Here is a 21,883-nt window from a genome sequence, read left to right as displayed (position 1 = left end):
GCACCATGGAATACGTCATCCTCGCTGTAGTCATCGCCCTGGTCACGGCCGGAGTGGCCGGCTACCTCCTGGTGAGCGGCCGCCGCAGCAAGCAGCTGCCGCCGCCCGAGGCGCCGACCGCCACCCCCACCATCACCGCCCCGCCCGCCGAACCGCGCGTCGGCGAGGAGGCGGAGACCCCGCGGGAAGAACCGCGCCGCACGATCGAGGAGGTCGGCCTCCCGACCGCCGACGAGATCGTCACCGAACCGACCGCCCTCGAAGACCCGGTCATGGCCGCGCCCCCGGCCCCCGAGGTCGAGGTCCCGGCCCCCACCGCCGGCCGCCTGATCCGGCTGCGCGCCCGGCTCGCCCGCTCCCAGAACGCCCTCGGCAAGGGCCTGCTGACCCTGCTCTCCCGGGAGCACCTCGACGAGGACACCTGGGAGGAGATCGAGGACACCCTGCTGACCGCCGATGTCGGCGTGAAGCCCACCCAGGAGCTCGTGGAGCGGCTGCGCGAGCGCGTCAGGGTCCTCGGCACCCGCACCCCGCAGGAACTGCGCACCCTGCTCCGCGAGGAGCTGCTCGCCCTCGTCGGCACGGACTTCGACCGCACGGTCAGGACCGAGAGCGACCTCGACACCCCCGGCATCGTCATGGTCGTCGGCGTCAACGGCACCGGGAAGACCACCACCACCGGCAAGCTGGCCCGCGTCCTCGTCGCCGACGGCCGCTCCGTCGTCCTGGGCGCCGCCGACACCTTCCGCGCCGCCGCCGCCGACCAGCTCCAGACCTGGGGCGAGCGCGTGGGCGCCCGCACGGTGCGCGGACCCGAGGGCGGCGACCCGGCCTCCGTCGCGTTCGACGCGGTGAAGGAAGGTATCGCCGAGAGCGCCGACGTCGTCCTGATCGACACCGCAGGCCGCCTCCACACCAAGACCGGCCTCATGGACGAGCTCGGCAAGGTCAAGCGCGTCGTCGAGAAGCACGGCCCGCTGGACGAGGTCCTGCTCGTCCTGGACGCCACGACCGGGCAGAACGGCCTGGTCCAGGCGCGGGTCTTCGCGGAGGTCGTCGACATCACCGGCATCGTCCTGACCAAGCTGGACGGCACCGCCAAGGGCGGCATCGTCGTCGCCGTCCAGCGCGAGCTGGGCGTGCCCGTCAAACTGATCGGCCTCGGCGAGGGCCCCGACGACCTGGCGCCCTTCGAGCCGGAGGCGTTCGTCGACGCCCTGCTCGGCGACTGACCGCCGCCTCCTCCGAAGACCCCGGCCCCGGCGCTCCGTCGGCCGCCTCCCCGCTCAGGGGAGGCGCCCAGCGGAGCACCGGGGCTTTCGTACGGGGGAGCGGGCTTCCGTCCGGGGGAGTGCCAGGGCTTTCCGCACGGAGGAGCCCCGGGATTTCCGTACCGAGGAGCGCCGGGATTTCCGTACGGAGGAGCCCCGGCCGGGGCGTTCCTTGCGTGCCCGAGCGGGGCCTTCGGCCTCAGCGCCGGGCCCGCGGGGTCACGCGCGGTGGCAGATGTACGCCAGGGTGCCCAGCAGCAGCCGCGCCTGCGGAGGCGTGTGCGGCGCGTCCAGGGACGGGGGCCGCAGCCAGCCGACCGGGCCCAGACCGCCCAGGTCCGACGGCGGCGCCGTCACGTACGCGCCCGGCCCCAGGCACCGCAGGTCCAGGTCCGCGTCCTCCCAGCCCATCCGGTACAGCAGCCGCGGAAGCTCCGCCGCCGCCCCGGGCGCCACGAAGAACCGCACCCGGCCGGTGGGCGTCACGCACACGGGCCCCACCGGCAGGCCCATCCGCTCCAGCCGCACCAGCGCCCTGCGGCCCGCCTCCTCCGCCACCTCCAGGACGTCGAACGCCCGCCCCACCGGAAGCATCAGCGCCGCACCCGGGAACCGCGACCAGGTCTGCGCGACCACGTCCAGCGGCGCGCCGGCCGGGACCACCGGCGCGAAGCCCAGCGGGTGCGCCCCGGGAGCCGTGCACGCGGTGTCACCGCAGGAGCACTCGCCTGCCGAGGCGCGGGCACCCGGCACGACGTCCCAGCCCCACAGACCGGTGTACTCCGCCGCCGCCGTGCACTCCGCCGAGCGGGCCGCCCGCCGGCGGGACGCCGTGAACGCCGTGAAACCGGTGAATCCCGTCCACCCGGAACGCCTGTCGCGGATGCGCGTGCCGCCGATCGTGAAGCCCATGCCCCCTCCAACGGGTCGAACTCGCCGGTGGTTACGACTCGGAGTGCCGGCGTGACACTGCGTTGTGCTGTCCCTCGTTCGGGTGGTACGCAGAAGCGGTCGCGGTGGTGTGTGACCCCGCGCGCGCTGGCCGTACACCTCAGTGCGCCCGGCTCCCGATCGCCGTATGCCCAGTCAATCGCGCCCCGTGCTCCGCGCGTTCATTCGAAGGGGTGGCGAATGGTGGCGTTTAGCGAAACGGGCTCGCGGGGCGGGTGATCGTAGGATTACTTTCGGTGCACGAACTCCGGGTAGCGTTCCGGCTCATGGGTATGCCGGAGGCAAGCGGATTCCCGTGCGGGGCGGCGTGAAGGGGAGGGTTCCCGGACAGCGGCCCACGGCACACGGCAATCTGACAAGGGTTCGGCAACACGGCGACACGGCAGATGGGGGCCTTCCAGTGGGCGGCAGCGGCGCAGACGGTCCTACGGCTACCGGGAAGCGCCCGAACGAGCAGCTCGGCTCGTGGTTCGTGCGCAGCGGCTGGTCGAAGGGCGAACTCGCACGGCAGGTGAACCGCAGGGCGCGCCAGATGGGCGCACACCACATCAGCACCGACACCTCGCGCGTCCGGCGCTGGCTGGACGGCGAGCAGCCCCGCGAGCCCATCCCGCGCATCCTCTCCGAGCTGTTCTCCGAGCGGTTCGGCGCGGTCGTCGGCATCGAGGACCTCGGCCTGCGCCCCGCACACCAGTCACCCTCCGTCTCCGGGGTCGACCTGCCCTGGGCCGGCCCCCAGACCGTGTCGCTGCTCAGCGAGTTCTCCCGCAGCGACCTCATGCTCGCCCGCCGCGGCTTCCTCGGCACCTCCCTCGCCCTCGCCGCCGGACCCGCGCTCATCGAGCCCATGCAGCGCTGGCTGGTACCCGCCCCCGCCGCGGACCGCGTCGAGCCCGCCGGAGCCGGCCGCCGCCCCAAGCTCTCCAGGGCCGAAGTGGAGATGCTGGAGTCCACCACCGTCATGTTCCGCACCTGGGACGCCCAGTGCGGCGGCGGACTGCGCCGCAAGGCCGTGGTCGGGCAGCTCCACGAGGTCACCGACCTCCTCCAGGAACCCCACCCGGCCCCCACCGCCCGGCGCCTCTTCCGCTGCGCCGCCGAACTGGCCGAGCTGGCCGGTTGGATGAGCTACGACGTGGGCCTCCAGCCCACGGCCCAGAAGTACTTCGTGCTCGCCCTGCACGCCGCCAAGGAGGCCGGCGACAAGCCCCTCGGCTCGTACATCCTCTCCTCCATGAGCCGCCAGATGATCCACCTCGGGCGGCCGGACGACGCCCTCGAACTCATCCACCTCGCCCAGTACGGCAGCCGCGACTGCGCCACCGCGCGGACCCAGGCCATGCTGTATGCGATGGAGGCCCGGGCCTACGCCAACATGGGGCAGCCCAGCAAGTGCAAGCGCGCCGTCCGCATGGCCGAGGACACCTTCGCCGACGCCGCACTCGACGACGACCCCGAGCCCGACTGGATCCGGTTCTTCTCCGAGGCCGAGCTCAACGGCGAGAACTCCCACTCGTACCGCGACCTCGCCTACGTCGCCGGGCGCAGCCCCACGTACGCCTCCCTCGCCGAACCCGTCATGCAGCGGGCCGTCGACCTCTTCTCCACGGACGATGAGCACCAGCGCTCCTACGCCCTCAACCTCGTGGGCATGGCCACCGTCCACCTCCTCAAGCGGGAGCCCGAGCAGGCCGCCGTCCGCGCCGAGCAGGCCCTCACGGTCGCCAAGCGGGTCCGCTCCGAGCGCGTCAACACCCGGCTCCGCAAGACCGTCGCCAACGCCGCGCGGGAGTTCGGGGACCTGCAGGAAGTCGTCCACCTCACCGAGAAGCTCGCCACCGAACTCCCGGAGTCCGCGGAAGCGGTCTGACCCCGCCCGCGGCCCCCACCACCCCGCGCAGCCGCCACCTCCCCGCCCGCGCCCGCAGACTCCGGCCGCGGCGGTCCACCCCGTGCAGCCCGACTCGGTTCCCCCACCGCCAGGTCAACGGGTGCGACCGCCGCGGCCGGTCCGCGTGCCCGCGGCCGCGGGCGACAGCGGCAGAGGATAGCGCCGTTACCCAACCGTGATGCGGCAGTTCATGGTGACGTAACACACCCGAAGGGTTCGTCACCGCGCCGAAACAACGGGCGGCATCGACGGAAACCGCGCTGCGCGAATCTCCTGCGTCATAACCGGCCACCTCCCAGCCGCGCAGCCTCCCGGCGCGCACCCCCGCACAGGCCGACCGACGACGAGGAGACCGCCGCGATGTCCCCAGGCATCCTGACGCTCGCCGCAGAGGAAGCACCCGCGCTCTCTGCCGCCAACACCGGATTCATGCTCATCTGCTCCGCCCTGGTGATGCTCATGACGCCGGGCCTGGCCTTCTTCTACGGAGGCATGGTCCGCGTCAAGAGCACCCTCAACATGCTGATGATGAGCTTCGTCAGCCTGGGGATCGTCACCGTCCTCTGGGTGCTCTACGGCTTCAGCATCGCCTTCGGCGCCGACACCGGCTCAGTCATCGGCTGGTCCTCCGACTACGTCGGGCTCAGCGGTATCGGACGCGACGAACTGTGGGGCGCCACGACCATCCCCGTCTTCGTCTTCGCCGTCTTCCAGCTGATGTTCGCGATCATCACGCCCGCCCTCATCAGCGGCGCCCTCGCCGACCGCGTCAAGTTCGGCGCCTGGGTCCTCTTCATCACGCTGTGGGCCACCGTCGTCTACTTCCCCGTCGCCCACTGGGTGTGGGCGGAGGGCGGCTGGCTCTTCGACATGGGCGTCATCGACTTCGCCGGCGGCACCGCCGTCCACATCAACGCCGGCGCCGCCGCCCTCGGCGTCATCCTCGTCATCGGCAAGCGCGTCGGCTTCAAGAAGGACCCGATGCGCCCGCACAGCCTCCCCCTCGTCATGCTGGGCGCCGCCCTCCTGTGGTTCGGCTGGTTCGGCTTCAACGCCGGCTCGTGGCTCGGCAACGACGACGGCGTCGGCGCCGTGATGTTCGTGAACACCCAGGTCGCCACCGCCGCCGCCGTCCTCGCCTGGCTCGCCTACGAGAAGGTCCGCCACGGCGCCTGCACCACGCTCGGCGCCGCCTCCGGCGCCGTCGCAGGACTCGTCGCCATCACCCCCGCCGGCGGCTCCTGCTCCCCGCTCGGCGCGCTCGCCATCGGCGCCATCGCCGGCCTCGCCTGCGCCATGGCCGTCGGCCTCAAGTACAAGTTCGGCTACGACGACTCCCTCGACGTCGTCGGCGTCCACCTCGTCGGCGGCATCATCGGCTCGGTCCTCGTCGGCTTCTTCGCCACCGGTACCGTCCAGTCCGACGCCAAGGGCCTCTTCTACGGAGGCGGGGTCGACCAGCTGGTCAAGCAGGTCATCGGTGTCGTCGCGGTCCTCGCCTACTCCCTGGCCGTCTCCGCCGTCCTCGCCCTCGTCATCCACAAGACGATCGGCATGCGCGTCAGCGAGGACGACGAGGTCGCCGGCATCGACCAGGTCGAGCACGCCGAGACCGCGTACGACTTCAGCGGAGCGGGCGGCGGCGCCGCCCCCCGCAAGACCGTCCTCGCCGCGGCCGAGACCGCCGCGGCAGAGCAGCAGAACAAGAAGGTGGACGCATGAAGCTCATCACCGCCATCGTCAAGCCGCACCGGCTCGACGAGATCAAGGAAGCCCTCCAGGCCTTCGGAGTGCAGGGCCTGACCGTCACCGAAGCCAGCGGCTACGGACGCCAGCGCGGTCACACCGAGGTCTACCGCGGCGCCGAGTACACCGTCGACCTCGTCCCCAAGATCCGCATCGAGGTCCTCGTCGAGGACGACGACGCCGAGCAGCTCGTCGACGTCATCGTCAAGGCCGCCAGGACCGGCAAGATCGGCGACGGCAAGGTGTGGAGCGTCCCCGTCGAGACCGCCGTACGCGTCCGCACCGGCGAGCGCGGACCCGACGCACTGTAAGGAGCTGCCGGGTGTCGAGCATCGACCACACCTCAGGAACCTCAGGCATGTCAGAGACCTCGGGAACCTCAGGAACCGAACACTCGGGACCCGGCGGCTACGCGGCGGCCCGGCTGAGCCTCCTCCACCAGGAGGCCCGGCCCGGGCCGTCGCGCCGTGCCGAGCTGGCCCGCCTCACCGACCACTGGCTGGCCGCCCTCTTCGCCGCCGCCGCCCCGCCCCGCGGCACCGCCCTCGTCGCCGTCGGCGGCTACGGCCGCGGCGCGCTCTCGCCCCGCAGCGACCTCGACCTGCTGCTCCTCCACGACGGCACCGCCGACCCCGCCGCCGTAGCCGCCGTCGCCGACCGCGTCTGGTACCCCGTCTGGGACCTCGGCCTCGCCCTCGACCACTCCGTACGCACCCCCGCCGAGGCCAGGAAGACCGCGGCCGACGACCTGAAAGTCCAGCTCGGCCTCCTCGACGCGCGGCCCCTCGCCGGCGACCGCGGCCTCGTCGCCGCACTGCGCACCACCGTCCTCGCCGACTGGCGCAACCAGGCCCCCGTCCGCCTCCCCGCCCTGCGCGAACTCTGCCGGGAGCGCGCCGAACGCACCGGGGAACTGCCCCACCTGCTGGAACCGGACCTCAAGGAGTCCCGCGGCGGCCTGCGCGACGCCACCGCCCTGCGCGCCGTCGCCGCCTCCTGGCTCGCCGACGCCCCCGCGACGGCCTCGCCGACGCCACCCGCACCCTCCTCGACACCCGCGACGCCCTGCACCTCACCACCGGCCGCGCCACCGACCGCCTCGCCCTCCAGGAGCAGGACCAGGTCGCCTCGGCCCTCGGCGTCCCGGACGCCGACGCCCTGCTGCGGCAGGTCTACGAAGCGGGCCGCACCATCGCCTACGCCTCCGACGTCACCTGGCGCGACGTCCAGCGCGTCCTGCGCGCCCGCTCCGCCCGCCCCCGCCTGCGCGCCCTCCTGGGCGGCGCGAAACCCCCGCCGGAACGCACCCCCCTCGCCGAAGGCGTGGTGGAGATGGACGGCGAAGCCGTCCTCGCCCGCACCGCCCGCCCGGAACGCGACCCCGTCCTCCCGCTGCGCGCCGCCGCCGCAGCGGCCCAGGCGGGCCTGCCGCTGTCCCGGCACGCCGTACGGCACCTCGCGACCGCCGCGAAACCCCTCCCCGCACCCTGGCCCGCGGAGGCCCGAGAGCAGCTCATCACCCTGCTCGGCGCGGGCGAGCCGACCCTCGCGGTCTGGGAGGCACTCGAAGCGGAGGGCCTGGTCACCCGCCTCCTCCCCGACTGGGAGCGCGTCCGGTGCCGGCCCCAGCGCAACCCCGTCCACACCTGGACCGTCGACCGCCACCTCGTCGAGACGGCGGTGCGCGCCGCCGCCCTCACCCGCCGCGTCGGCCGCCCGGACCTGCTGCTCGTCGCCGCCCTCCTGCACGACATCGGCAAGGGCCGGCCAGGCGACCACTCCCTCGCCGGCGAGGCCATCGCCCGGGACACCGCCGTGCGCATCGGCTTCGACGCCGCGGACGCCGACGTCGTCGCCGTCCTCGTCCGGCACCACCTGCTCCTCGTCGAGACTGCCACGCGCCGGGACCTCGACGACCCGGCCACCGTCGAGTCGGTCGCGAAGGCCGTCGGGTCCCTGTCGACCCTTGAGCTGCTGCACGCCCTGACGGAGGCGGACGCCCTGGCGACCGGCCCGGCCGCCTGGTCCTCGTGGCGGGCCTCCCTGGTCGCCGACCTCGTCAAGCGGGTGGCCGGCGCCCTCGCGGGGGACATCCCGCAGGTGGCCCGGCCCGCGGCGCCCGGCGCCGCGGAGGAGCGGCTCGCCGTGGAGGCCCTGCGGACCGGCGAACCCGTGCTGGACCTGCACGCCGAAGCGGCCCCGCAGGACGGCGCACCCGAACCGGTCGGCGTGGAGCTGCTCATCGCCCTGCCCGACCAGCCGGGCGTCCTCCCGGCCGTCGCCGGCGTCCTCGCCCTGCACCGGCTCACCGTGCGCTCGGCCGACCTCCGCGCCATCGACCTGGACCCCTCCTTCGGCGGCCCCGCCGTGCTGGTCCTCAACTGGCGGGTCGCCGCGGAGTACGGCTCCCTCCCGCAGGCCGCGCGGCTGCGCGCCGACCTGGTGCGGGTACTGGACGGGTCCCTGGACGTCGCGGCCCGGCTGGCCGAGCGGGACGCCGCGTACCCGAGGCGGCGGGGGTCCCGGCCCCACCGCCTCGGGTGACGGTCGCCCCCGCGGGCTCCGCCGCCCGCGCGACGGTCATCGAGGTGCGGGCCCAGGACGCCCCCGGGCTGCTGCACCGGATCGGCCGGGCGCTGGAGGGCGCCGCCGTCCGGGTGCGCAGCGCGCACGTGAGCACGCTGGGCGCGAACGCGGTGGACACCGTCTACGTGACCAGGGGCGACGGCACACCGCTCGCGGGCGAGGAGGCGGCGGAAGTCGCCAGGGGACTGGAACAGGCGCTGTCGACGGCGTGACCGGACAGTGCGTCGGCCGTTCCGCTCGGGTGGCTCGGGTGGCTCGGGTGGCTCGGGTGGCTCGGGTGGCTCGGGTGGCTCGGGTGGCTTGGGTGGCTTGGGTGGCTTGGGTGGCTTGGGTGGCTTGGGTGGCTTGGTTGGCTGGGGTGGCTTGGGTGGCTTGGGTGGCTTGGGTGGCTCGGGTGGCTCGGGTGGCTCGGGTGGCTTGGGTGGCTCGGGTGGGGGGCGGGGGCCCGGGACCGCGGTGGCGGTGCCCCGCGCGGTGGCGTCTCTTCCGCGTACGCGGGGGACGCGCCCCCGCCCGTCGGATCCGGCGGGCGAGGGCATCCTCGTCGCGCGGCCGGATACCCTTGACTCCGACTGTCCGCTTGCCCCCTAGACCCGAGGATCCGCGACCGCCGTGTTCGATACGCTCTCCGACCGCCTCAGCGCGACTTTCAAGAACCTCAGGGGCAAAGGTCGCCTCAGCGAGGCCGACATCGACGCCACGGCACGTGAGATCCGTATCGCGCTGCTCGAGGCGGATGTCGCCCTGCCCGTCGTGCGCGCCTTCATCAAGAGTGTGAAGGAGCGGGCGCTGGGGGCGGAGGTGTCCAAGGCGCTCAACCCCAGCCAGCAGTTCATCAAGATCGTCAACGACGAGCTGGTGGGCATCCTCGGCGGCGAGACCCGCCGGCTCCGCTTCGCCAAGCAGCCTCCGACCGTGATCATGCTCGCCGGCCTCCAGGGCGCCGGCAAGACCACGCTCGCAGGGAAGCTCGGCCGGTGGCTCAAGGGCCAGGGCCACACCCCGCTGCTCGTCGCCTGCGACCTCCAGCGGCCCAACGCCGTCAACCAGCTCAGCGTCGTCGCCGAGCGTGCCGGTGTCGGCATCTACGCCCCGGAGCCGGGCAACGGCGTCGGCGACCCGGTCCAGGTCGCGAAGGACTCGATCGAGTACGCGCGGACCAAGCAGTTCGACATCGTGATCGTCGACACCGCCGGCCGCCTGGGCATCGACCAGGAGATGATGCAGCAGGCCGCGGACATCCGGGACGCGGTCTCCCCCGACGAGATCCTCTTCGTCGTCGACGCCATGATCGGCCAGGACGCCGTCAACACGGCGGAGGCCTTCCGCGACGGCGTCGGCTTCGACGGCGTCGTCCTGTCGAAGCTCGACGGCGACGCCCGCGGCGGTGCCGCGCTCTCCATCGCGCACGTCACCGGCCGCCAGATCATGTTCGCCTCCAACGGCGAGAAGCTGGACGACTTCGACGCGTTCCACCCGGACCGCATGGCGTCCCGCATCCTCGGCATGGGCGACGTCCTGTCGCTCATCGAGAAGGCGGAGCAGACGTTCAGCCAGGAAGAGGCCGCCAAGATGGCCTCCAAACTGGCGAGCAGCAAGGGCAAGGACTTCACCCTCGACGACTTCCTGGCCCAGATGGAGCAGGTCCGGAAGATGGGCAGCATCTCGAAGCTGCTCGGCATGCTGCCCGGCATGGCCCAGATGCGGGAGCAGATCAACAACATCGACGAGCGGGACGTGGACCGCACCGCGGCCATCATCAAGTCGATGACCCCGGCCGAGCGCCAGGACCCCACGATCCTCAACGGCTCCCGCCGCGCCCGCATCGCCAAGGGCTCCGGTGTGGACGTCAGCGCCGTCAAGTCGCTCGTCGAGCGGTTCTTCGAGGCCCGCAAGATGATGTCCCGCATGGCGCAGGGCGGCGGGATGCCGGGCATGCCGGGCATCCCGGGCATGGGCGGCGGCCCCGGCCGGCAGAAGAAGCAGCAGAAGCAGGCCAAGGGCAAGCGCCGCAGCGGCAACCCGATGAAGCGGAAGGCCGAGGAGCAGGCGGCTGCCGAGCGCCGCGAGCAGGCGCAGGCCCAGCAGGCCGGCGCGGCGTTCGGGCTGCCGCCGGGCGAGCCGGGCAAGGACTTCGATCTGCCGGACGAGTTCAAGAAGTTCATGGGCTGACGGCCCGGCACCGCAAGGGCCCTGCGCCCGCACGACCTGCCTGCGCGTAAGGGGTGCCCCTCCCTGGGAGGGGCACCCCTTACGCGTACCGGCAATCGGGGCCGTCGCAGGTCACGTACGCCCGCCCGCGGCCGCCGGGTGGGCGGCCGGTCGAACGGGCGAATGCCGGGTAGGGGCGGCCCCCCGCCGCCCCGCCCTCGTCCGCGGACCCGCTACGGGATCCTGGCGACGAGGTACCGGAACACGTTCGACATCCACACCGTGCCGTCGGGGCGGACATGCGGGTGCAGCGCCTCGGTGATCTCCTTCTCCACCGTCGCCAGGTCGCAGGCCCGTACCGCCGCATCGAAGTGCCCGGTCGACAGCAGGCCGCGTACGGCGCTGTCCGTGTCGGCGTAGCCGAAGGGGCAGGACACGCGCCCCGAGCCGTCCGGCCGCAGGCCCGCCCGCGCGGCGACGTCCTCCAGTTCGTCGCGCAGCGCGGGACGCCAGGCGTCCTGCGGCCGCAACCGCTCGGTGAGGCGGCCGGCGACCCGCAGCACCCCGGTGGTCGCGCAGCGCTCCGGAGGGCCCCAGCCCGCCAGGACGACGGCGCTGCCCCGCTCGGCGAGGCGGGCGGCCGCGCGCAGCGTGGGCACCAGCCCCTCCGCGTCGTCCGCGGTGCACCCGATCGGCTGAAGCGCCGTGACGAGGTTGTACGCAGGACGGGCGGGATCGGCGGCCTGCGCCGCCTCGTCGGGCCCGCCGTAGAGCAGCGCGGTCTCCAGTCTCATCCCGGGCCCGCCGCCGGGCCCGGGATGCGCCCCGGGATCCGGCAGCAGCCGCTGCCTGGCCAGGTCCACGCGTGCGTGGTCCGTGTCCACCCCGGTGACCTGCGCCCCGCGCGTGGCGGCCATGAGCAGGGCGAGCCCCGAGCCGCAGCCGAGACCCAGGAGCCGCGTCCCGGTGCCGACCTCCAGGTGCTCGTACACCGCTTCGTAGAGCGGCACCAGCATCCGCTCCTGGATCTCCGCCCAGTCGCGGGCGCGGCTCGGCGCACGCGACGGCGCCGGGGAGGCCGGGGCCGGGTGGGGGTGGTGCTGGACGAGCATAGGTGTCATCGAAAGCGCCCCAATCAGCCGAGAGGTGCATCTGTGCGTCCGTGCCCTGATTGACAGCCCCCGTGTGCGCGCTCGCACGTCCGTGAAGCCAGAGAACTCCGCATTCGCCATCGCGTCCAGGGGGTGGGCAGCGCAATGCTCGCGTGCTCCGGTCGTGCGCCCCCTGGCCCGGCACGAACCAGTTCCATAGTGAGGGCGCCGCGCGAATCCCGCCATGCAAGCCGGGCCGGTGCCCCGCACACCGGGCCGCCCGGGTACTGTCACCTCCGCGAACACCGGCCGCGGACGCACCGGGCGCCGCTCAGCACCGTGCGGCGGACCGTGCGGCTGCCCGGCCGCCCGGGGAACCGGCGCTCGCTGCTGCGGCCCGCGAGCATCGCGATCCTCCGCACCACCCCGCACACCCCCGTACTCCCCTGCACTTCCTGGTAGTTCCTCGCAGAACCTGGTAGATCCTCCGCAGATCAGCGCACTGACCCTCGTCAGGACGCATGAACGGCAACTGACGGGTACGTGCAAATTATTTGGGATGCCCCGTAATGGAACCCCCTGGCTCTCCGGCTCGTTGTCACGACGTGAGCACGACACCACCTGTCCTCGCCGCAGAACTGGCACAGGCGTGGGCCGACATTCAGCGGCACCACCCCGAGCTGCCCGATCTCGCCGCGCCAGAGTCCCTGATCGGAGAGTCGTCGTCCGCCTGCGGCGCCGAGCTCTCCTTCGAGCGACTGCTCCACGAGGCAGTCCACGGCATCGCCGCCGCGCGAGGTGTCCGCGACACCTCACGCGCCGGCCGCTACCACAACCGACGCTTCCTGGCGATCGCCGAGGAGATGGGCCTGGACCACGCGGAGGAGCCCCACCCCAGCAGCGGCTTCTCCCTGGTCACGCTCAGCCCCGAGGCGAAGCGCCGCTACCGCCCCACCATGGAGCGGCTGCAGCGCGCCCTCAAGGCGCACAGCGCCGCGACGGCCGCCGACACCAAGCGCTCCTTCCGCGGGCCCGCCGCCCGGCACGGCTCCTCCGGCGGCGGCGTGCGGGTCAAGGCGGTGTGCGACTGCGGCCGCAATGTCCGGGTCGTCCCCTCGGTGCTCGCCCAGGCGCCGATCCTGTGCGGCAGTTGCGGGAAGCCGTTCCGTATCCCGGAAGCCGTCGGCGCGGCCCGGTGACCGTACGGGTGCCGCACCCCGCGGCCGGGCGGATGCGCGGGGTGTGGCACAATGGCTAGCTGTACTCGACAGTCGAACAGGACCCCTCTCTCCTCCGGCTGACGCGTCCATCGGGCACTCGGGTACCGCAACCCCACGTGGCATCTCGTCGTGCCCACCACGTCAAGACCAGGAGACACCACACCCGTGGCAGTCAAGATCAAGCTGAAGCGTCTGGGCAAGATCCGTTCGCCTCACTACCGCATCGTCGTCGCCGACTCCCGCACCCGCCGTGACGGCCGGGCCATCGAGGAGATCGGTCTGTACCACCCGACGTACAACCCGTCGCGCATCGAGGTCGACTCGGAGCGTGCGCAGTACTGGCTGTCCGTCGGCGCCCAGCCGACCGAGCCGGTGCTCGCCATCCTGAAGCTGACCGGCGACTGGCAGAAGCACAAGGGCCTGCCCGCCCCGGAGAAGCCGCTTCTGGCCCCGGCCACGAAGGACGAGAAGCGCTCTTCCTTCGACGAGTTCGCCAAGACGCTCGAGGGCGACGACACCAAGGGTGAGGCGATCACCCCCAAGGCCAAGAAGGCTGACAAGAAGGCGGACGAGGCCGAGGCGGCCGAGTCCACCGAGTCGACCGAGGCCTGAGCATGCTCGAAGAGGCGCTTGAGCACCTCGTGAAGGGCATCGTCGACAACCCCGACGACGTGCAGGTGGCCGCGCGCAACCTGCGCCGCGGGCGCGTGCTGGAGGTCCGGGTCCACCCCGACGACCTCGGCAAGGTGATCGGCCGCAACGGCCGCACCGCGCGTGCTCTGCGCACGGTCGTGGGAGCCATCGGCGGCCGAGGCGTCCGGGTCGACCTCGTCGACGTGGACCAGGTTCGCTGAGCGAAGTTGAACACCGGCGCACGGGCCGGGGAGGGCATGCGCCCGCCCCGGCCCGTCGTCGTCCGACCAGGAGAATTCGAAAAGTGCAGCTGGTAGTCGCGCGGATCGGCCGCGCCCACGGAATCAAGGGCGAGGTCACCGTCGAGGTACGCACCGACGAGCCCGAACTGCGGCTCGCCCCCGGCGCCGTACTGGCCACCGACCCGGCCGCCGCCGGGCCTCTCACCATCGCCACCGGCCGCGTCCACAGCGGCCGGCTCCTGCTGCGCTTCGAGGGCGTCCACGACCGGAACGCCGCGGAGGCGCTGCGCAACACCCTGCTCATCGCGGACGTCGACCCCGACGAGCGGCCCGAGGAGCCCGACGAGTACTACGACCACCAGTTGATCGACCTCGACGTGGTACTGGCCGACGGCACCGAGGTCGGGCGGATCACCGAGATCTCCCACCTGCCGTCCCAGGACCTCTTCATCGTGGAGCGGCCCGACGGCAGCGAGGTCATGATCCCCTTCGTGGAGCAGATCGTCACCGAAGTCGACCTGCACGCCCAGAGGGCGGTCATCGCACCGCCGCCGGGGCTGATCGACGACCGTGCCGAAGTCGCCTCCACCCGCGAAGCCGGGACTCAAGCGGAGCCCGGTGCCGAGGCCGCAGGCGCCTCCGCGGGTGCGGAGGCCGGAGCCGGAGACGAGGCCGGTACTGCCGAGGCGGCCGGATCCGGGACCACGGCTGAGGCCGTGGACGGAGCCGGCTCCGTTTCGGACACGGCGACCGGCGGGGAGTCCCCGGGCGGCAGCGGGCCGGCCGGCAGCAGCGGGGCCGCCGACACCGGTGAGGACGAGCGCTGATGCGACTCGACGTCGTCACGATCTTCCCCGAGTACCTCGAACCGCTGAACGTGTCCCTCGTCGGCAAGGCGCGCGCCCGCGGCCGGCTGGACGTACACGTCCACGACCTCCGGCAGTGGACGTACGACCGCCACCACACCGTCGACGACACCCCCTACGGCGGCGGGCCCGGCATGGTCATGAAGACCGAGCCCTGGGGCGACGCACTGGACCACACCCTCGCCGCCGGATACGAGGCCGGCGCCCACGGACCGGCCCTCGTCGTCCCCACGCCCAGCGGCCGGCCCTTTACCCAGGAGATCGCCGTCGAACTGTCGCAGCGGCCGTGGCTGATCTTCACCCCGGCCCGCTACGAGGGCATCGACCGCCGCGTCACGGACGAGTACGCCACGCGGATGCCCGTCTACGAGCTCTCCATCGGCGACTACGTCCTGGCCGGCGGGGAGGCCGCCGTCCTGGTGATCACCGAGGCCGTGGCCCGGCTGCTGCCCGGCGTCCTCGGCAACGCCGAGTCCCACCGCGACGACTCCTTCGCGCCCGGAGCCATGGCCAACCTCCTCGAAGGGCCCGTGTACACCAAGCCTCCCGAGTGGCGCGGCCGCGGCATCCCCGACGTCCTCCTCAGCGGCCACCACGGCAGGATCGCCCGCTGGCGCCGCGACGAGGCGCTCCGCCGCACCGTGCAGCACCGGCCGGACCTCATCGAACGCTGCGACCCCGCCGCCTTCGACAAGAAGGACCGCGAGATCCTGTCCATCCTGGGCTGGGCCCCCGACCCCGAGGGCCGATTTTGGCGCCGGCCGCAGGCCGTGGAAGAATAGGCCGCTGCTGTACGTCCGGACGGCGCCCCTGCCACAGGGGGACGCGCGCCGGCCCCCGACGCACAGCCATCCCACTCTCCGTTTCTCGTTGCCGCTGATGACCTGTGGCATCAGTGAGGAAGCAGACACACATGTCTCACCTGCTCGACTCCGTCAACTCCGCCTCCCTGCGGACCGACATCCCGGCGTTCCGTCCCGGTGACACCGTGAACGTCCACGTCCGCGTCATCGAGGGCAACCGCTCCCGTATCCAGCAGTTCAAGGGTGTCGTCATCCGCCGCCAGGGCGCGGGCGTCTCCGAGACCTTCACGGTCCGCAAGGTCTCCTTCTCGGTCGGCGTCGAGCGCACCTTCCCGGTGCACAGCCCGATCTTCGAGAAGATCGAGCTCGTCACCCGCGGTGACGTCCGCCGCGCCAAGCTGTACTACCTCCGTGAGCTGCGCGGCAAGGCCGCGAAGATCAAGGAGAAGCGCGACAACTGAGCTCCCGCTCACCTCGCACAGCGCCCACTTCGGATGAGTCCTCACAGGGCGGCCGGTTAGGCTCAGGCCCTCATGGACACCGAAGCACAGCACCCGGAGCGCGACCTGCCTCCCGACGCCGACACGCGTACGGAGGGCGGGTCGCGCTTCGCGCGTTCCCGGCGGTCCCGTCGGCGCGGCGGAACCCCGACCGGGCAAGGACCGTCCGTGACCAGGGAGCCGGCCCCCGGCACGGCCGCCGATCAGGCCGCTGCCACGGCTTTCGCCCCGGATCCCGCGCCGGATCCCGCGTCGGCTCCGCCGGAGCCCACCGCGGCCGCCCCCGCCGGGTCGGTGCCTGCCGGGTCGGCTCGTACCCCGCCCGGCTCCACCGCATCGGTGTCCACCGCTTCCGAGCCCGCCGGATCCGCCTCCACCAGGTCGGCGCCTGCCGGGTCGACTCCCACCGCGCCGCCCCCGCCGGACCCGAGCCCGCGGGGTCCCACTCCGCGGCGCCGGGGACCACTGCGCCCGAAGCCACCGCGCCCGGCGCCGACGCTCCCGCGTCCAGCGCTCCGGCGACCGGAGGCCGGACCGCCGCGGAAGGAGGACCGGCGCCGGACGAGGCGGCCCCGGAAGCCGGGGCCGGGACGCCCGAGGAGCAGCAGCGGGGGGCCGGCTGGCTCGGCGGGCTGTCATGGCGCAGGACCGGGGCCATCGGGCTCGTGTGCGCGCTGGGCGTGCTGCTCCTCGGGCAGCTCGTCATCCCGCCGTACCAGATCCCCAGCAGATCCATGGAGCCCACGCTCCAGGTCGGCGACCGGGTGCTCGTCAACCGGCTCGCGTACCGCTTCGGCAACCTCCCCCAGCGCGGCGACGTCATCGTCTTCGACGGAACCGGATCGTTCGTCAGGAACGTTCCCGAGGAGAACGCGGTCGCCGGGATGCTGCACGGCACCGCCGCGGCGCTCGGCCTCGCCGAGCCCTCGGACACCGTCTTCGTCAAGCGCGTGATCGGCGTGGGCGGGGACCGCGTGACGTGCTGTGACAAGGAAGGCAGGGTCGAGGTGAACGGAACAGCCGTCGACGAGCCGTACCTGCAGCCGGGCGACGCGGCCTCCCGGGTGCCGTTCGACATCGTCGTGCGCCAGGGGACCCTGTGGGTGATGGGGGACCACCGGAGCCAGTCACGGGACTCCCGCGAGCACCTCGGCGCCCCCGGCGGCGGCACGGTGCCCGTGGAGCGGGTGATCGGCAGGGCCGACTGGATCGGCTGGCCGGCCGGCAGATGGTCGGTGGTCGGGCGCACCGGTGCCTTCGACGCCGTACCCGCGCTGCCGCACGGGACGGCAGCGGGCGGCGCCCATGGGTAGGCGGGGGCGGCGCGGAGGGCACAGCTCCGACACCCGGCTGCCCACCGGTACGCGGCCGACCGACGGCCGCAGGCCGCTTCCGGGGCGCGCCGAGCGGCGCAGGCTCGCCCGCCGGGTCAAGCGGCGGCGCAGGCGCTCCGCGATCAAGGAGATCCCCGTCCTGATCACCGTCGCCGTCCTCATCGCGCTGGTCCTCAAAACGTTCCTGGTGCAGGCCTTCGTCATCCCGTCCGGTTCCATGGAGCAGACGATCCGGATCGACGACCGGGTGCTCGTGGACAAGCTGACCCCCTGGTTCGGCACGCGGCCGCAGCGCGGGGACGTCGTCGTCTTCCGCGACCCCGGGGGCTGGCTGGAGAGGGAAGACGTCCCGGCGGACGCGGACCCGGTCGTCGTCAAGCAGGTCAAGCAGGCCATGACGTTCATCGGGCTGCTGCCGTCCGACGACGAGCAGGACCTCATCAAGCGTGTCGTCGCGGTCGGCGGCGACACCGTGCAGTGCTGCGACGACCGCGGGCGCGTCACCGTCAACGGCGTACCCGTGGACGAGCCGTACCTCCACCCGGGCAACGCGCCCTCCGAGATCGGCTTCGACGTCCGCGTGCCCGCGGGGCGGCTCTTCGTCCTCGGAGACCACCGGGAGCGGTCGGCCGACTCCCGGTTCCACCTCGACGAGGAGTTCCAGGGCACCATCCCCGAGGACGGCGTCGTCGGGCGGGCCGTGTTCATCGCCTGGCCGTTCTCCCACTGGCGCGGCCTGGAGGAACGCGACGTCTTCGGTGCCGTGCCGGACGCGCCGCCGCCGTCCGGTGCCGCGACGGTGCTCGGCGCGTCGCATAGTGTGTCCTCTCGGAATCCGAATGGATCGCTACGGCTCCCGACCCCTGCGGAACTCCCGCTCGTTATGGGAGTGGTGGGCCTTCCCCCTGCTTCGGGGCGGGCGAGTGCACGGACTGAGGAGTGGATGTGGGGGATCTGGCGGTCGGCGCACGATCCGGACGCGACGAGCCGGAGAAGGGGCGCGAAGAACTCGCTGAGCGATCCCCCGGCCCGGTCGGCACCGGTACGGCGGTCGGGACCGGTACGGCAGTCGGAGCCGGCGCGGCGGCCGGCGCCGGTGGCGCCGACGCGACCGGGGGCGCGGGTGACACGTACAGCGCGGACAACGCCGAGGGCGGCAACGTGGACGACCACACCGGCAACGACGGCAGCGGCGGCACCGGCGGCGACGGCGCCGAGGCGGGCGGCGACGGGCCCGAGCGCAAGAAGCAGCGCGCGTTCTGGAAGGAACTGCCGCTGCTCATCGGTATCGCGCTGGTGCTGGCGCTGCTGATCAAGACGTTCCTGGTGCAGGCGTTCTCCATCCCCTCCGAGTCGATGATGAACACCCTGCAGCGCGGCGACCGCGTCCTGGTCGACAAGCTGACCCCGTGGTTCGGCTCGGAGCCGGAGCGCGGAGAGGTCGTCGTCTTCCACGACCCGGGCGGCTGGCTCAGTGAGCCCGCGCCCGAGCCCAACGCGGTGCAGCGCGTCCTGAGCTGGATCGGCCTCATGCCCGACTCGTCGCAGCAGGACCTCATCAAGCGGGTCATCGCCGTCGGCGGCGACACCGTCGAGTGCAAGAAGGGCGGCAAGGTCCAGCTGAACGGCAAGCCCCTGGACGAGACCGCCTACCTGTACCCCGGTTCGACGCCGTGCGACGACCAGCCGTTCGGGCCGATCAAGGTGCCGGAAGACCGGATCTGGGTGATGGGCGACAACCGCCAGAACTCGCTGGACTCCCGCTACCACCAGGAGCTCCCGGGCAACGGCACCATCTCCAACGAGGGCGTCGTCGGGCGCGCCATCGTCGTGGCCTGGCCGGTCACCCGCTGGTCCACCCTCCCGGTGCCCGACATCTTCGACCAGCCGGGCCTCGGCGCGGCCGCCGCGCTCACCGCGGGGCCGGGCGCCCTCGGACTGGCGGGCGCACTGCCCCTGGTCCTGTGGCGCCGACGCCGGCTGCTCGCGCGGCAGGACGTCTGAGGGGCGCTCCTCCTCCGCGGCGAGCCCTCGGCGCCCCGGACAGGCAGGGTGCACGGCGAGCCGCGTCCTCCACCGCCTCGGGCCCTCGGCGCCCCCGACCCGGCTCCACCCCGCGGCGCGCGCCCGTACCGCGGCAGCGTGACCGGTCACCCGATGGCCCCTTCTGCGCCGTACTCCCTCGGCGTTTCGGGCCAGGCAACCCGCCTGGCGGGCTTCCGCCTCCCGGGGCGACGCCGTGACCGCGCCCATTGCCTGCCCTACGCGCTTGGTGTCTCGGCGGCGTACCGCAGGTAGCGACCCGCCGGTAGGGTTCCGTCCCGGGTCACCGATCCGGGACGAGGGAGCGCGGGCATGGGCGGAAGCGGGACGGGCGCGACGACACGCGGCGACGGCCACAGCCGGCTCGGCAGCACACTGTCCGGGCTGGCCGTGGCCGTCGGCTGCGTCCTGTTCCTCGGCGGCTTCGTCTGGGCCGCCCTCGTCTACCGTCCGTACACCGTGCCCACGGACTCCATGAGCCCGACCGTGACCTCAGGGGAACGCGTGCTGGCCCAGCGCATCGACGGCGCCGAGGTCCGGCGCGGCGACGTCGTCGTCTTCACCGACTCCCGCTGGTCGAACACCCCCATGATCAAGAGGGTGGTGGGCGTCGGCGGCGACAAGGTCGTCTGCTGCGACGACCGGGGGCGCCTCACCCTCAACGGCGAGGCGGTCGAGGAACCGTATCTGCACCCCGGCATCCCGGGGGACGAGCAGACAGCCTCCCCGACCGAATTCAGCGCGACCGTGCCCGACGGCCACCTCTTCCTCCTCGGGGACCACCGCGCCGGCTCCCAGGACTCCCGTGTGCACCTGACGGAACCCGGTCAGGGCTCGGTGCCCAGGAAGGCCGTCACCGGACGGGTCGACGCCGTGGTGTGGCCCCTGGACGGTGTGGTGGAGCGGCCTGACGCGTTCGCGGCGCTCCCGGGCGGTGTGTCGCGTCCGGGGCCGGTGGTGCCGCTGACGTGGGCCGTCGTCGCCGGAGCCGGCCTCATCTTCGGTGGGGCCGCGTACGGCCCGGTCGCGGCGGCGCTGCGGCGCACCGGCCGGCGCGGCGAGGCGGGGGCGGCGGCACGTGGTTGAGGACGTGGCGGCCCGACGGGGACCAGTACCGGCGGGAGCGAGGACGACGGCTCCGGAACCAGGCGGGCTGGATGCGGGCGGGCTGGAGCCGGGCGTACGGGAGCGGCGCGGGCTGGAGCCGGGCGTATGGGAGCGGCGTGGGCTGGATGCGGGCGGGCTGGATGCGGGCGTACGAGAGCGGCGCGGGCTGGAGCCGGACGGACTGGACCCGGGCGGAACGGCCCCGGGCGGTGTGCGCCCGGACGATGAGCCGCGGCCGGCCGGTCAGCTCGGCATGGCCGCTCTGGGTGAGCTGCGCCGGGTGGCCCGCGTCGTGCTGCTCGACCCCGACGACCGCATCCTCCTGCTGCACGGCTTCGACCCCGCGGACCCCGTGAAGGACTGGTGGTTCACCCCCGGCGGCGGCGTGGAGGGCACGGAGACCCGGGAGCAGGCCGCGCTGCGCGAACTGGCCGAGGAGACCGGCGTCACCGACGCCGCACTCGGGCCCGTCCTGTGGCAGCGGGTCTGCTCCTTCCCCTTCGACGGGCGGAGGTGGAGCCAGGAGGAGTGGTACTACCTCGCACGCACCCGCCGCACCGCGGTCGCCCTCGGCACCGACCTCACGGAACTGGAGACCCGCAGCGTCTCGGGGCTGCGCTGGTGGACCTCCGCCGAACTGTCGGCGACGCATGAGACCGTGTACCCGACACGACTCGCCGACCTGCTGCGCACACTGCTCGACGACGGCCCTCCGCGAACGCCGCTCGTCCTGTCCCCGGAAATCGTCTAGGGGTACGGATCGCTGGCGCACAATGGGGGCACGCACGGCTGAAGGGGAACATGCCATGAGCGCCGAGGACCTCGAAAAGTACGAGACCGAGATGGAGCTGAAGCTCTACCGGGAGTACCGCGATGTCGTCGGGCTGTTCAAGTACGTCATCGAGACCGAGCGCCGCTTCTACCTGACGAACGACTACGAGATGCAGGTGCACTCCGTGCACGGCGAGGTCTTCTTCGAGGTGTCGATGGCGGACGCCTGGGTCTGGGACATGTACCGGCCGGCCCGCTTCGTGAAGAAGGTCCGCGTCCTGACCTTCAAGGACGTGAACATCGAGGAGCTGAACAAGACCGACCTGGAGCTCCCCGGCAGCTGACCCCGCACACCGGCACGGAACCGGTCGGCCCGCGCCGACCCGCTCATCCAGCGCCGGATCCGCCAGGGCCGGCCGGATCCGGCCGCCCCAGGCGAGGAACAACCAGCCGCGGCGGCCTAATCGCCAACCACTGAACCGACTGGTCCACGTCGGCTCCACGTCGGCCGGTCCATGCATGGCCGATTCACGCCGGGGCGGTCCACGTCGGCTCCACGCCGGCCGGTCCACGCCGGCCGGTCCACGTCGGCCGGTTCACGTCGGCCGGTTCACGCCGACTCCACGTCGGCCCGTCCTCGGTGGCGGCTCTCCGGCCATCCGAACGGGTGGCCGAGT

Annotated in this window: 17 protein-coding genes and 3 pseudogenes; 18 read left to right on the top strand and 2 right to left on the bottom strand. The window is 73.0% G+C overall.

Annotated elements, in window-relative coordinates:
* Positions 1–5: 5 nt before the first annotated feature.
* On the top strand, positions 6–1,232 hold the full coding sequence (gene ftsY / locus L6E17_RS06150; protein WP_236239773.1) for a signal recognition particle-docking protein FtsY: 1,227 nt from the start codon (positions 6–8) through the stop codon (positions 1,230–1,232).
* Between the two features lie 258 nt (positions 1,233–1,490).
* Here ftsY and L6E17_RS06145 read toward each other — a convergent pair whose 3' ends face one another.
* Positions 1,491–2,183: a bifunctional DNA primase/polymerase gene (locus tag L6E17_RS06145; protein ID WP_236239772.1), complete on the bottom strand. Its 693-nt coding sequence runs from the start codon at positions 2,181–2,183 to the stop codon at positions 1,491–1,493.
* Between the two features lie 439 nt (positions 2,184–2,622).
* Here L6E17_RS06145 and L6E17_RS06140 point away from each other — a divergent pair, with 439 nt between their 5' ends.
* From L6E17_RS06140 to ffh, 5 genes and pseudogenes are all read left to right on the top strand, one after another.
* Positions 2,623–4,092 carry a hypothetical protein gene (locus L6E17_RS06140; protein WP_236239771.1) on the top strand — a complete coding sequence of 490 codons (1,470 nt, stop codon included), beginning with the start codon at positions 2,623–2,625 and terminating at the stop codon, positions 4,090–4,092.
* Positions 4,093–4,473: 381 nt separating this feature from the next.
* Complete coding sequence (locus L6E17_RS06135) at positions 4,474–5,835, top strand: ammonium transporter (RefSeq protein WP_236239770.1); 1,362 nt, start codon at positions 4,474–4,476, stop codon at positions 5,833–5,835.
* Entirely contained in the window at positions 5,832–6,170 is a 339-nt protein-coding gene (locus tag L6E17_RS06130) for a P-II family nitrogen regulator (RefSeq protein ID WP_071272357.1), read from the top strand. Before L6E17_RS06135 ends, L6E17_RS06130 begins: the two co-directional genes overlap by 4 nt.
* 47 nt (positions 6,171–6,217) lie before the next feature.
* Positions 6,218–8,657: pseudogene (locus L6E17_RS06125) on the top strand ([protein-PII] uridylyltransferase).
* A 400-nt stretch (positions 8,658–9,057) separates the two neighbouring features.
* Complete coding sequence (gene ffh, locus L6E17_RS06120) at positions 9,058–10,617, top strand: signal recognition particle protein (protein WP_236239769.1); 1,560 nt, start codon at positions 9,058–9,060, stop codon at positions 10,615–10,617.
* A 212-nt stretch (positions 10,618–10,829) separates the two neighbouring features.
* Here ffh and L6E17_RS06115 read toward each other — a convergent pair whose 3' ends face one another.
* Positions 10,830–11,717, bottom strand: coding sequence for a methyltransferase domain-containing protein (locus L6E17_RS06115; RefSeq protein ID WP_236239768.1), 888 nt, complete (start codon positions 11,715–11,717; stop codon positions 10,830–10,832).
* A gap of 575 nt (positions 11,718–12,292) precedes the next feature.
* Here L6E17_RS06115 and L6E17_RS06110 point away from each other — a divergent pair.
* From L6E17_RS06110 to L6E17_RS06055, 12 genes and pseudogenes are all read left to right on the top strand, one after another.
* The gene (locus L6E17_RS06110) at positions 12,293–12,886 is read left to right on the top strand and encodes a hypothetical protein (RefSeq protein ID WP_177204494.1); all 594 of its coding nucleotides are present in this window, start codon (positions 12,293–12,295) and stop codon (positions 12,884–12,886) included.
* A gap of 186 nt (positions 12,887–13,072) precedes the next feature.
* A complete protein-coding gene (gene rpsP, locus L6E17_RS06105; RefSeq protein ID WP_236239767.1) occupies positions 13,073–13,519 on the top strand; it encodes a 30S ribosomal protein S16 in 447 nt (148 codons plus the stop codon).
* 2 nt (positions 13,520–13,521) lie between these two features.
* A complete protein-coding gene (locus tag L6E17_RS06100; RefSeq protein WP_071267134.1) occupies positions 13,522–13,761 on the top strand; it encodes an RNA-binding protein in 240 nt (79 codons plus the stop codon).
* Positions 13,762–13,844: 83 nt separating this feature from the next.
* On the top strand, positions 13,845–14,609 hold the full coding sequence (rimM, locus tag L6E17_RS06095; protein ID WP_236239766.1) for a ribosome maturation factor RimM: 765 nt from the start codon (positions 13,845–13,847) through the stop codon (positions 14,607–14,609).
* Positions 14,609–15,430: a tRNA (guanosine(37)-N1)-methyltransferase TrmD gene (trmD, locus tag L6E17_RS06090; RefSeq protein WP_236239765.1), complete on the top strand. Its 822-nt coding sequence runs from the start codon at positions 14,609–14,611 to the stop codon at positions 15,428–15,430. The genes rimM and trmD overlap by 1 nt, the downstream gene beginning before the upstream one ends.
* Positions 15,431–15,561: 131 nt before the next feature.
* Positions 15,562–15,912 (top strand): 50S ribosomal protein L19, encoded by a 351-nt coding sequence (gene rplS, locus L6E17_RS06085; RefSeq protein ID WP_236239764.1) that lies wholly within the window; start codon positions 15,562–15,564, stop codon positions 15,910–15,912.
* A 572-nt stretch (positions 15,913–16,484) separates the two neighbouring features.
* Positions 16,485–17,264, top strand: a pseudogene (gene lepB / locus L6E17_RS06080) (signal peptidase I); the annotation flags it as partial.
* Positions 17,257–18,301 (top strand): annotated as a pseudogene (lepB, locus tag L6E17_RS06075) (signal peptidase I). The pseudogenes lepB (L6E17_RS06080) and lepB (L6E17_RS06075), both read left to right, overlap by 8 nt.
* Complete coding sequence (gene lepB, locus L6E17_RS06070) at positions 18,240–19,289, top strand: signal peptidase I (RefSeq protein WP_268984922.1); 1,050 nt, start codon at positions 18,240–18,242, stop codon at positions 19,287–19,289. Before lepB (L6E17_RS06075) ends, lepB (L6E17_RS06070) begins: the two are co-directional and overlap by 62 nt.
* Before the next feature lie 351 nt (positions 19,290–19,640).
* Complete coding sequence (gene lepB, locus L6E17_RS06065) at positions 19,641–20,414, top strand: signal peptidase I (RefSeq protein WP_236239762.1); 774 nt, start codon at positions 19,641–19,643, stop codon at positions 20,412–20,414.
* Positions 20,415–20,688: 274 nt separating this feature from the next.
* Positions 20,689–21,186, top strand: a complete 498-nt coding sequence (locus tag L6E17_RS06060; protein WP_236239761.1) for an NUDIX hydrolase — start codon at positions 20,689–20,691, stop codon at positions 21,184–21,186.
* 55 nt (positions 21,187–21,241) lie between these two features.
* On the top strand, positions 21,242–21,550 hold the full coding sequence (locus tag L6E17_RS06055; protein WP_071264879.1) for a DUF2469 domain-containing protein: 309 nt from the start codon (positions 21,242–21,244) through the stop codon (positions 21,548–21,550).
* Positions 21,551–21,883 lie beyond the last annotated feature (333 nt).

It is taken from the genome of Streptomyces sp. CC228A (assembly GCF_021390935.1).
In the GTDB taxonomy this organism is placed as follows: Bacteria; Actinomycetota; Actinomycetes; order Streptomycetales; family Streptomycetaceae; genus Streptomyces.
This window is presented reverse-complemented; position numbering and strand designations above follow the sequence as displayed.

Coding starts and splice junctions, on each gene's coding strand:
- L6E17_RS06060 (WP_236239761.1), top strand. CDS start 20,689: ATGGCCGCTCTGGGTGAGCTGCGCCGGGTGGCCCGCGTCGTGCTGCTC.
- L6E17_RS06135 (WP_236239770.1), top strand. CDS start 4,474: ATGTCCCCAGGCATCCTGACGCTCGCCGCAGAGGAAGCACCCGCGCTC.
- L6E17_RS06100 (WP_071267134.1), top strand. CDS start 13,522: ATGCTCGAAGAGGCGCTTGAGCACCTCGTGAAGGGCATCGTCGACAAC.
- L6E17_RS06145 (WP_236239772.1), bottom strand. CDS start 2,183: ATGGGCTTCACGATCGGCGGCACGCGCATCCGCGACAGGCGTTCCGGG.
- L6E17_RS06115 (WP_236239768.1), bottom strand. CDS start 11,717: ATGACACCTATGCTCGTCCAGCACCACCCCCACCCGGCCCCGGCCTCC.
- trmD (WP_236239765.1), top strand. CDS start 14,609: ATGCGACTCGACGTCGTCACGATCTTCCCCGAGTACCTCGAACCGCTG.
- lepB (WP_236239762.1), top strand. CDS start 19,641: ATGGGCGGAAGCGGGACGGGCGCGACGACACGCGGCGACGGCCACAGC.
- L6E17_RS06130 (WP_071272357.1), top strand. CDS start 5,832: ATGAAGCTCATCACCGCCATCGTCAAGCCGCACCGGCTCGACGAGATC.
- L6E17_RS06055 (WP_071264879.1), top strand. CDS start 21,242: ATGAGCGCCGAGGACCTCGAAAAGTACGAGACCGAGATGGAGCTGAAG.
- rplS (WP_236239764.1), top strand. CDS start 15,562: ATGTCTCACCTGCTCGACTCCGTCAACTCCGCCTCCCTGCGGACCGAC.
- ftsY (WP_236239773.1), top strand. CDS start 6: ATGGAATACGTCATCCTCGCTGTAGTCATCGCCCTGGTCACGGCCGGA.